This window comes from Peribacillus sp. NPDC060253 (assembly GCF_042727425.1).
Lineage (GTDB): Bacteria > Bacillota > Bacilli > Bacillales > DSM-1321 > Peribacillus.
Genome location: NZ_JBHXAS010000059.1, coordinates 21,103 through 31,078, shown reverse-complemented (window position 1 = coordinate 31,078; position 9,976 = coordinate 21,103). Strand labels below are relative to the sequence as shown.

Genomic DNA, 9,976 nt, shown 5'->3' with positions numbered 1-9,976 from the left:
GAGGTCCTATTGTCAATAATTTCGTGGTGGAAATTACCACATGTTTTTTACAATTTTTATGTTATTCTATAGGGAAAGAAATCGCTTGTCCTAGAATATACATATAACAAGATAGGTCTAATGGATCTGAAAAAGGTGGTTTTTTTAGTGAAGACGGTCTTTTCTTCAACGGAAGAACAAGAGCAAGAAATAGCGAGTCTCGTTGCTCGTTTCTATGAATCTGTATTTCCAAAGTACTTTACGGAAAGTGAAATCCTTCATTTTCGCGAAATCGGCGTTTTGGAGCCCAATCAAAGTTCCTTTACCTATTTAGCAACATTACGAGACGCATTTCAAGTAATGACGTGCCTTCAAGTCCTCATGTCTATATTAGACAAACAGAAGAGAGAAGATTCTTTAATGATGGAATCTGATTCTGAAGAATTGTTCCAGCATAACATTGCACTATTGAATGAATACGGAATCTTTTTCCCTTTTTATTATGACCATTTTTCATGTATAAGCCATGAAGCGAGTAAAGATGTGCAGATGATGGATATCCAGGTAGCGAATCAATATTTAGTATAAGGCAAAAAAAATGAGCCGGCTATAACGGGAGAAGCATTTCCGTTAGGGCCGGCTCATTTTTATCCATCCTTAATTAATATCGTTGTCCTCGAACCATTTCTCGAAGGTTTCCTCATCATTATAGCCATCGATCCGTTCTTGTTCTTGTCCATTCTTATAGTGTACGATGGTCGGGGTTTTTTTGATGCCATAATCGCTCCATCCTTGTTCAAACTCCAAAAGGTTGAATTGCACAAGATCAATACCCAATTTCTCTGCCAAAGGTGCCACGACTGGAGTGGTTTTTTGACTGATTGAATTCGTAGGACTATAGAAATAAACGGTCACGTCTTTACTATCTTGGAGGTCCTGCTCCAACTCTACAGGAAGGATCAAGTTTTGATAATTAGGGTCATCCAGCTGATCGACAGTAGCGGGTTTAAGTTTATCCTTGCCGTATGGATTTCCTTTTGATTTTTCTTCTTTTTTCATGTTTGTAAAAACGCCCAGCAGGACAAAAAGGGCGACGATTATCACTAAAAAAATAGCCATTTTCTTCATTAAGCTGCAACCTCCTTGGGTCTTGTCCATACGATGTAACTGCATATGAAAATAATGACGAATGCAGTCAAGGCTAGAACGGGATGGTAATGAAACCAAACACGTCAATATATTGTCCTATACATGGAACCCTTCCGCATGCAAGGGTGTGGTCGGGAAAGAATGAAACCTTTTGCACAAAATAACGATACGTGGGAATAAATGCACCGATGGCTGTTACTATCATGGTATACAAGCAAATCCAATGATCTTTTCGAATGATTGCAATTCCTAAAATGATTGTAAAAGGATATATGATGATACGCTGATACCAACAGAGCGCAAACGGTTCATTTTGCTTAATTTCAGAGAAATATAAGCTTCCAAACATAGCAATGATGGAGCAGCCAAGGCCACAAATAATAAGTTTTCCCCATTGCGTATAGTCTTGTTCATGGTTCCTCTTCCCCATCTCTTTTTGCTCTCATGAAAAGTATAGTATGTATGGATGGGGTCTGTAAAATATATATTCTTTTTCGAGGACATTCAGTATGGATTTTAGCTACGCAATTTTGAAATCCTTGGGTAGGTTGAGTTGTTTTAATTTTTAAATAAGGGGTATAATTCTTATGGAAGAGATTAAAGGAGTCTGAGGAAAATGCCTAATTTGGACCTGCATAAATATGAAAAAATTATGGAAATACGCAATATGAAGCTGGGAGACATAGATGAAATAATTGCTTTGCAATCGAGTTGCTTTCCTGGAATGGTGCCTTGGAAACGAAATCAGCTTGAGAGCCACCTGGCAATTTTTCCGGAAGGTCAATTCGTAGCTGAATATGATGGAAAAGTGATTGGCTCATGTTCCAGCCTCATTATTAATTTTGACGAATATGATGATCGCCATACATGGGACGATGTAACGGATAATGGATACATTACGAATCATAATCCGGACGGTTATAATTTATATGGCATCGAGGTCATGGTCCATCCTAAATTCCGCAGGATGAAAATCGGTCAAAGACTATATGATTCAAGGAAAGAACTTGTTGCCCAATTGAATTTGAAAAGTATCATTATCGGCGGCAGGATTCCCAATTACCATAAACATGCGGAGGAACTATTACCTAGGGAATATGTGAAAGAAGTGCAATTGCATAAAATATATGACCCGGTACTTTCGTTCCAGCTTTTAAATGGCTTCACGCTCATGAGAATCAATCCGAATTACTTGCCGGATGATTTGCAATCCAATAAGTATGCTACGCTCATGGAGTGGAATAACGTCGATTATCAGGCGAAAACAAAACGTTATTATAAAACATCTGAACCTGTAAGAATCTGCGTCGTGCAATACATGCTGCGTAAAATCGATTCATTCGAAGACTTCGCGAACCAAGTCGAGTATTTCACCGACGTGGCTTCGGATGCCAATGCCGATTTCGCCGTATTCCCGGAATTGTTCACGACCCAGCTGATGTCTTTCTTAAATGAAAGATCACCAAGCTTGGCTGTTAGGAAACTGTCCGATTTCACGGAGCAATACATTGAATTGTTCACCACTTTAGCAGTAAGGTATAACATCAATATCATCGGTGGTTCCCATTTCGTTAAAGAAGACGATGACAATATCTATAACATCGCTTATTTATTCCGTCGCGACGGGACGATTGAAAAACAATATAAGATTCATATCACACCGAATGAAAGAAAATGGTGGGGAATCAACGCAGGTGATCGCGTTCGTGTTTTTGATACGGACTGTGGGAAGATCGCCATACAAATTTGTTATGATATTGAGTTTCCGGAACTCGCCCGGATTGCAACCGACATGGGGGCCAAAATCATATTCACTCCATTTTGTACAGAAGATCGGCAAGGCTACTTGCGCGTTCGTTATTGTGCCCAGGCCCGTGCAGTGGAAAATCAAATTTATACGGTCATTTCCGGAACTGTCGGGAATCTGCCGCAAACGGAAAATATGGATATCCAATATGCTCAATCAGGGATTTTTGCCCCATCCGATTTCGAATTTGCGCGTGACGGCATAGTAGGGGAAACGAGCCCGAACCTTGAGATGGTTCTGATTGGCGATGTTGATTTGGAAATCTTACGACGAGAAAGACAGTCCGGTACAGTAAGGCAATTGAAAGATCGACGCCACGATATTTATAAGCTGCATTATCAAAAAGGCGGAAAATAAAGAGATAGAGAGCTCGTGATGAGAAGCAATGCTTAATGCTGTCCTTTTCATTATGAGCTCTTACTTCATTTATTGGAAAAAATGTGATAATTTTGTATAGGTAGATACATAACGACTAAAATAAGGCATTTGGGAGGAGATAATGGAGATGGAATGGAAATCTTTATACACCACATGGGCAGGGTACCAGAATTTAAATGAGGAATTACGTGTCCTCCTCGAGGAGATGCAGCAGGATGAAGCAAAACTCGAAGATGCCTTTTATAAGAATTTAGAATTTGGTACAGGCGGTATGCGTGGGGAAATCGGAGCGGGAACGAACCGGATGAATCTTTATACAGTAAGGAAAGCCACGGTTGGTTTGGCCCAATATATCTCATCGTATGGGGAAGAGGCAAAGGGAAGAGGGGCTGTGATTGCTTATGATTCGAGACATAAGTCACCGGAATTTGCACTCGAAGCAGCTAAAACCTTAGCAACATTCGGGGTGAAGGCTTATTTATTCGATGAATTGCGGCCTACTCCCGAATTATCATTTGCCGTTCGCGAACTGAATGCATTTGCTGGAATCGTCATCACGGCAAGCCACAATCCGCCTGAATATAATGGTTACAAGGTTTATGGACCTGATGGGGCACAATTGCCACCTGAGGCTGCGGATCAAGTGATCGGCTACGTGAATGCCATTGAAAGTGAGCTTGAAATTCAGGTTGAAGAAGCAGAAAGTCTTATAGGGAAGGGCCTCATTGAAATGATTGGCGAGGAATTAGATGCAGCGTATAATCAAGAGTTGCTTACAGTTCCCGAGAATCCACAGCTTGCAGAGGAAATAGATGTGTCAATCGTTTTTACGCCACTTCATGGCACGGCAAATAAATCAGTAAGACGGGCACTGCAAAGTTTAGGTTACCAAAACCTGCATATCGTTAAGGAGCAGGAGATGCCAGATCCAGATTTTTCAACAGTCAAGTCTCCGAATCCTGAGGAACCAGCTGCATTTGAAATGGCGATCGAGCTTGGAAACAAAGTGGAAGCGGACTTATTGATTGCAACGGACCCAGATGCCGATCGGCTGGGGATAGCCGTGAAAAACGAGATGGGCCAATATGTTATCCTGACAGGAAATCAAACAGGTGCCCTATTCCTCGATTATTTACTGGCACAGAAAAGAGAAAAGGGGACAATTCCCCAAAATGGAGTCGTCTTAAAAACAATTGTCACCTCAGAAATCGGGCGGACGATTGCGGAATCCTATGGCTTGCAAACGGTGGATGTTCTGACCGGGTTTAAATTCATAGCCGAGAAAATAAATCAGTATAATGAAAGCGGAGAACACAGCTTTTTGTTTGGGTATGAAGAAAGCTACGGTTATCTAATTAAGGACTTTGCCCGTGATAAAGATGCCATTCAAGCGGCAGTGCTAGCTGTAGAGGTCTGTGCTTATTATAAAAAGCAGGGATTGACACTTTATGAAGGGTTATTGAATGTGTTTGAAAAATACGGATTTTACCTGGAAGGTTTGCGTTCATTGACGTTAAAGGGCAAAGAGGGAGCAAAACAGATTTCTGGTATATTGAATCAATTCCGTCAAAATCCGCCTGCTCAAATTGCCGGCACCCAGGTGGTTATTGAGGAAGATTATCTGAGCAGTATAAAGCGTTCATTACCTTCAAATGATGAAGAATCGATCGAGCTTCCGAAATCAAACGTATTGAAGTATTTCCTTGAAGACGGTACATGGGTATGCCTTCGTCCCTCAGGCACTGAACCGAAAATTAAATTCTATTTCGGTGTCCAAGGTAAATCAATGCCAGAAGCTGAGTCAAAGTTAGCTGAAGTCATGGATGATTTCATGGGTAAGATCGAAGCATTAGTTTAAATGTTTGAAAAGCTAAACGAAGGACTTTGGTCCTTCGTTTTTTTATTGTAAAGTCAATAAAAGTTGACGCCGACAAATTTTTAGTAGCAAGAATAATCAAAATTCAAGGAATTTCTGTTTCGGTTTTGGTATACTGTATTGGCGAGTGACCTCGGAAAACATCGGTTCATTATGTAGATAGAGTGAGCAGCAATATAGGAACAATGGGAGGGTTATTTTTATATGAAAAAATTAGTAATCATTAATGGTTCACCACGTAAACAGGGGCGTACAGGGATTGCATCACGCTACATTTCCAAGAAATACGGAGTGGAACTTATTGATTTAAGCAACAGTGAGATTCCTTTATATTCAGGTGAAGGTGAGCAATATCAATTGGAAGTGATTCAAGGTCTTCGTAAAAGCATCGAGGAAGCGGATGGCGTGATCCTTGCCACTCCGGAGTATCATGGTTCGATGAGCGGAGTTTTGAAAAATGCATTGGATTTTCTAAGCAGTGAACAATTCACGCATAAACCAGTCGCTTTATTGGCTGTTTCCGGAGGAGGAAAGGGCGGAATCAACGCCTTGAATTCCATGAGGACTGTAGGGCGTAGCCTTTATGCTAATGTGATTCCGAAACAATTGGTCCTTGATCCGCATTGCTTCGATTATGAAAATGATGGTTTATTTGAAGAGTCTGCTGAACTTGTAGAGGGTTTAATTGAAGAACTTAAAATATATGCAACTGCATATGCGACAATAAAAAAATAATGAAATGGGGGTCAGGTATTAAAAAACCTGACCCTTCCTTATTTCTAGGGTTCCACCAGCCACAGTTAAATCCCCGTAAATCAATCTTCTTGTATAAATTCCCCCATTTTGCAAAAACTATAGTTAGTTTTAGCTTGGGAGTTCATTTAAATAATCGCTTGTTTTTTCTGCTGCATGATCCAGATAACGTAGAAGTGCATACAGCTGGGATTGAACGATTTGGTAATCATGCTCAAACCGGTATGCGTGCAAAAAATGTTCAATTTTTTTCGAAAGAATGTGATCTTTCGTTCGAACCATTAATACTAACAAGCTGTCCCAATCAGAACGGTGTGTGTGAAACAATGCTTGATCATAATCCGCAATCCTCATGTAGTTCTCCCCCTTAATAAGGAGCTATTTGTATTTTGTTCAGATCGGACTGAATATTTCCTTACAATATGTGGTGATGTATTTGGACCGCGGTTGTTGCTTTTTACCTGAATAAAAATAAAAGGTGAGTACATGAGAAAATTAATGCTAATTGGAATATTCATCTTCCTTTTGTTTCCCGAAACCACATTTGCAGAAGAAGTGTATTCCCCTGAACGAATGGAAGCGGATCTGCAGGGAATCCAGAACCAATATGAATTGGACGTACAAATAATCGGGCAAACTGAAGAAGGAAAAAATATAAAGGCAGTGAAGTTAGGAGAAGGGAAAAGGTCGATATTGCTTGTAGGCTCGCATCATGGTAGGGAATGGCTCAGCTCCAAACTGTTAATGAGCATGCTCGAGGAATATGCAGGAGCTTATCGGGCGGGTAAGTCGGTAGGAGGGTATTCTTCGGCATTAATGGATGAAGTCAGCATCTGGTTTATCCCGATGCTGAATCCAGATGGCGTCAGCATCCAGCAAGGAGATTTATCAAACTTGAGCTTTATTGAAAAGGCAGCCGTCTGGAAAATGAACCGATATAGTAAGAATTGGTCGCGTTGGAAGGCCAACGCCAAAGGCATTGATTTAAATAGGCAGTATCCGGCTGGATGGAAAGAAGTCATGAGTGATGAAACAAAACCAACTTATCAATTTTATAAGGGTGAACACCCCCTTGAGGCTGCGGAGGTTAAAGCGCTTGCTGATTTTACGAGGAAAATCGATCCCCTTATTGCGGTTTCCTACCATACGTCCGGAAGGGAAATCTTTTGGCATTATCAAAATAAACGTGAAAATATGGCAAGGGATTATGGCATTGCCAAAAAAACAGCGGAAATGACTGGGTATGAATTGACCTTTCCGGAAAAAGAAGCAGTGGGCAGTGGATTTACGGATTGGTTCATTACTGAATTCGGGCGCCCAGGAATGACAATCGAACTCAGTTATTTAGTGGATGAAACCAATCCTCCAATGACTGTATTTCCTGAAGAATGGAAAAGGAATCATTTTGTTGGGATCATGCTTGTAAATGAAGCGAACCTGCTGCATAACAATTGAACAATTTTACATAATAATAAATAAGAGGACAGTATAAGGAGGGAAAGATATTGAAAAAAGTCATCATGATGCTAATGGGTATTTTTTTGATAATACAAGCAGGGTCCATTTCTGCACAGGCCCAAAAACCTGATTATGAAAAATACGGAAAAATTGCGATTGCCGTCGTCCAAGCAGATTATCCCGAAGTTGAGATTAGCGATTATGAATATAATGGTAGAAAAACTATAGCGAAGAATTTTGTCCAAGACGATTTCAGATTTTTGGTCAAGGAAAAAGGAAAGGAGTTCAATGTCATCGTGACCGTTCAACATGATTTGACAAATGAAAAATTACTTAATTTAAAGGTCACAGAGCAAAAAGGAAAGTGAGTTCACAAACGGAAATTATAGGTATGTATCTAACCGAACATCTTCAGCTCAAGAAGATGTTTTTTCATTCTTAATGTGAATGGCAAATGAATAATGGCTGCCACTGGAAAAAATGTTATGAGATCAACACACTTATGCCCCTACCATGAAGTTTTCATTGCATTTATGAGCTGCTAACAAGTATAGTTAGTATCAGATTGAAACAATATAGCTAGATTTTAGGGGTAGTATATAATGAGAAAGTTTAAGAAAGTTTATGTGGAAATTACAAATATATGTAACTTGAAGTGCAATTTTTGTCCGAGCTCCAGCTTGCAAAGGACCCTGAAATTCATGGATCCTGAAGGGTTTACGCATGTTATCGAGAAAATCAAACCACACACCGATCATATTTACTTTCATCTGATGGGTGAACCATTTTTAAATAAAAATTTGGGTACATTCCTGGATATCAGTGCTGAAAATGACCTGAAAGTGAATATTACAACGAACGGTACTTTGATTCAAAAGGTCAAAGACAAGCTGCTTTCCAAAAAAGCCCTTCGGCAGGTGAATATTTCCCTTCATAGCTTTGAGGCAAATGATACGGGCAATAGTCTTGACTCTTATGTCAGTAATATTGCCGATTTCATTAATGAGGCTAATGAAATAAGTGAAGTGATTTGCGCCATTCGTTTATGGAATATGGATACAGATGAACTGAAAGCGAGTAATGGCCTGAACGACGATATTCTCAGTATGTTGGAGGAGAAGCTTTCTTTGGATATCCGCTTAAGTGAAGCTCTTCAACAAAAGAATAATATCAAGTTGAAGGACAGGGTTTATATTAACATGGCTGAAAAATTCGAGTGGCCGGAATTGGACCGTGACATTATCGATGAAAATATATTCTGTTATGCTCTGAGAGATCAGTTGGGCATCTTGGTGGATGGAACGGTTGTACCTTGCTGTTTGGATAGTGAAGGGAAAATTCCACTTGGGAATATATTTGAATCGTCACTTGAAGAAATTTTAAATGGTGAACGGGCTAAAAACATGTATGATGGCTTCTCAAGAAGATGTGCAGTTGAAGAGCTATGTAAACGGTGTGGCTATGCAAAGCGTCATAAAAAATAAAGAGTAAGGAAAACCACGGAGTTCATCTTCGTGGTTTTTTTGTTAGGAGAAATTGACCCCTTTTTTATTAAAAATTCTGAATATTATTGTTTTATTAAAGAACCCGTGATAAAATACGTTCTATTATTAAAGAAGTTAATACTTCATATTGGCATATAAAAAGTTTAGGATTCATACTTTGTTTTGAGGGGATGTTTTATGGATTTACAGCTAAAAGTTAAAGAGGTATTCCCTGATTTATCGACTGGTCAAAAAAAGGTAGCGAAATATTTGTTAGTACATTCACATACATTCGCAGTCACTTCAGCTGAAAAGCTAGGGAAGGATATTGGCGTCAGTGAAACGACTATCATCCGTTTTTGTTATTCGTTGGGGTTAAGTGGATTTGCGGAACTTCAAAAACTTATTCGTAATCAGTTGATATTCGAGAGCAGCAGTTTGAATGAGTATCATTCATCTAAACTGGAAGCTGCCAATCAGCCAAACTTCATGGCCCAAGTGATGGGGCAGGATATTCTTAGCATCGAAAAGACAATGAAAAATTTATCAAATGATGATTTCTCCAAAACAGTTGATAAATTGGCGGCAGCCGACTATATCTTGATTTCCGGACACCGTTTATCATTTTCGGCAGCGCATTGGTTAACGTATACACTTAGGCTTGTTAGGGAAGATGTCCATTTATATAGACCGGACACAGATGATATTTTTTCACAACTGAACAAAATGACTGAAAATTCCGTTTTTGTCGCCATTTCATTTCATCGGTATGTGAAAGAGACGGTAAAAATCACGGAAATGGCCAAACAAGCGGGTTCATTTGTAATCGGCATTACTGATTCTGAACTTGCACCGATTGCTGACTTCAGTGACATGTTATTGCCCATATCCACGCCGAGGACCTCCACTATCGATACGGCACCTGTTTTATTCTCATTGTTAAATAGTTTGGTAGCAGGTGTTTCGATTAAAGATGAACAGCGTTTCAAAGAAAGAAAAGCTAGATATGATGCGTTCAATCAAGATGATTATTTCTTTTAATTAACACGTACATGAATTCAGTAATCAAGCCGATAAAACTGGGATATTAGG

Annotated in this window: 11 protein-coding genes; 8 read left to right on the top strand and 3 right to left on the bottom strand. The window is 39.6% G+C overall.

The annotated features are described in order from the left end of the window. Positions 1 to 147 precede the first annotated feature (147 nt). Complete coding sequence (locus tag ACFWE9_RS15910; protein ID WP_230157206.1) at positions 148 to 567, top strand: DUF5365 family protein; 420 nt, start codon at positions 148 to 150, stop codon at positions 565 to 567. Positions 568 to 636: 69 nt separating this feature from the next. Here the strand turns inward: ACFWE9_RS15910 and ACFWE9_RS15905 are convergent, their stop codons facing one another. Continuing rightward, the gene (locus ACFWE9_RS15905) at positions 637 to 1,107 is read right to left on the bottom strand and encodes a thioredoxin family protein (RefSeq protein WP_230157205.1); all 471 of its coding nucleotides are present in this window, start codon (positions 1,105 to 1,107) and stop codon (positions 637 to 639) included. A 73-nt stretch (positions 1,108 to 1,180) separates the two neighbouring features. After that, a complete protein-coding gene (locus ACFWE9_RS15900; RefSeq protein WP_377357655.1) occupies positions 1,181 to 1,558 on the bottom strand; it encodes a disulfide oxidoreductase in 378 nt (125 codons plus the stop codon). Between the two features lie 186 nt (positions 1,559 to 1,744). On the opposite strand from ACFWE9_RS15900, the gene ACFWE9_RS15895 reads away from it, so the two are divergent. From ACFWE9_RS15895 to ACFWE9_RS15885, 3 genes are all read left to right on the top strand, one after another. After that, a complete protein-coding gene (locus tag ACFWE9_RS15895) occupies positions 1,745 to 3,292 on the top strand; it encodes a bifunctional GNAT family N-acetyltransferase/carbon-nitrogen hydrolase family protein (RefSeq protein ID WP_230157204.1) in 1,548 nt (515 codons plus the stop codon). A gap of 148 nt (positions 3,293 to 3,440) precedes the next feature. Continuing rightward, positions 3,441 to 5,171: a phospho-sugar mutase gene (locus ACFWE9_RS15890; protein WP_377357660.1), complete on the top strand. Its 1,731-nt coding sequence runs from the start codon at positions 3,441 to 3,443 to the stop codon at positions 5,169 to 5,171. Positions 5,172 to 5,393: 222 nt separating this feature from the next. Next, entirely contained in the window at positions 5,394 to 5,924 is a 531-nt protein-coding gene (locus ACFWE9_RS15885) for an NADPH-dependent FMN reductase (protein ID WP_230157203.1), read from the top strand. 129 nt (positions 5,925 to 6,053) lie between these two features. Here ACFWE9_RS15885 and ACFWE9_RS15880 read toward each other — a convergent pair whose 3' ends face one another. Next, on the bottom strand, positions 6,054 to 6,296 hold the full coding sequence (locus ACFWE9_RS15880; RefSeq protein ID WP_230157202.1) for a YhdB family protein: 243 nt from the start codon (positions 6,294 to 6,296) through the stop codon (positions 6,054 to 6,056). Positions 6,297 to 6,428: 132 nt separating this feature from the next. Between ACFWE9_RS15880 and ACFWE9_RS15875 the strand changes: the two genes are divergently transcribed. The 4 genes from ACFWE9_RS15875 (at position 6,429) to ACFWE9_RS15860 (ending at position 9,925) form a co-directional block, all read left to right on the top strand. Further along, positions 6,429 to 7,397 (top strand): M14 family zinc carboxypeptidase, encoded by a 969-nt coding sequence (locus ACFWE9_RS15875; RefSeq protein WP_377357652.1) that lies wholly within the window; start codon positions 6,429 to 6,431, stop codon positions 7,395 to 7,397. Positions 7,398 to 7,447: 50 nt separating this feature from the next. Further along, entirely contained in the window at positions 7,448 to 7,768 is a 321-nt protein-coding gene (locus ACFWE9_RS15870) for a DUF3889 domain-containing protein (RefSeq protein WP_230157198.1), read from the top strand. Between the two features lie 234 nt (positions 7,769 to 8,002). Beyond that, positions 8,003 to 8,884, top strand: coding sequence for a radical SAM/SPASM domain-containing protein (locus ACFWE9_RS15865; protein WP_377357650.1), 882 nt, complete (start codon positions 8,003 to 8,005; stop codon positions 8,882 to 8,884). A 198-nt stretch (positions 8,885 to 9,082) separates the two neighbouring features. Then, complete coding sequence (locus ACFWE9_RS15860; protein WP_377357648.1) at positions 9,083 to 9,925, top strand: MurR/RpiR family transcriptional regulator; 843 nt, start codon at positions 9,083 to 9,085, stop codon at positions 9,923 to 9,925. The last annotated feature ends 51 nt before the right edge of the window (positions 9,926 to 9,976 follow it).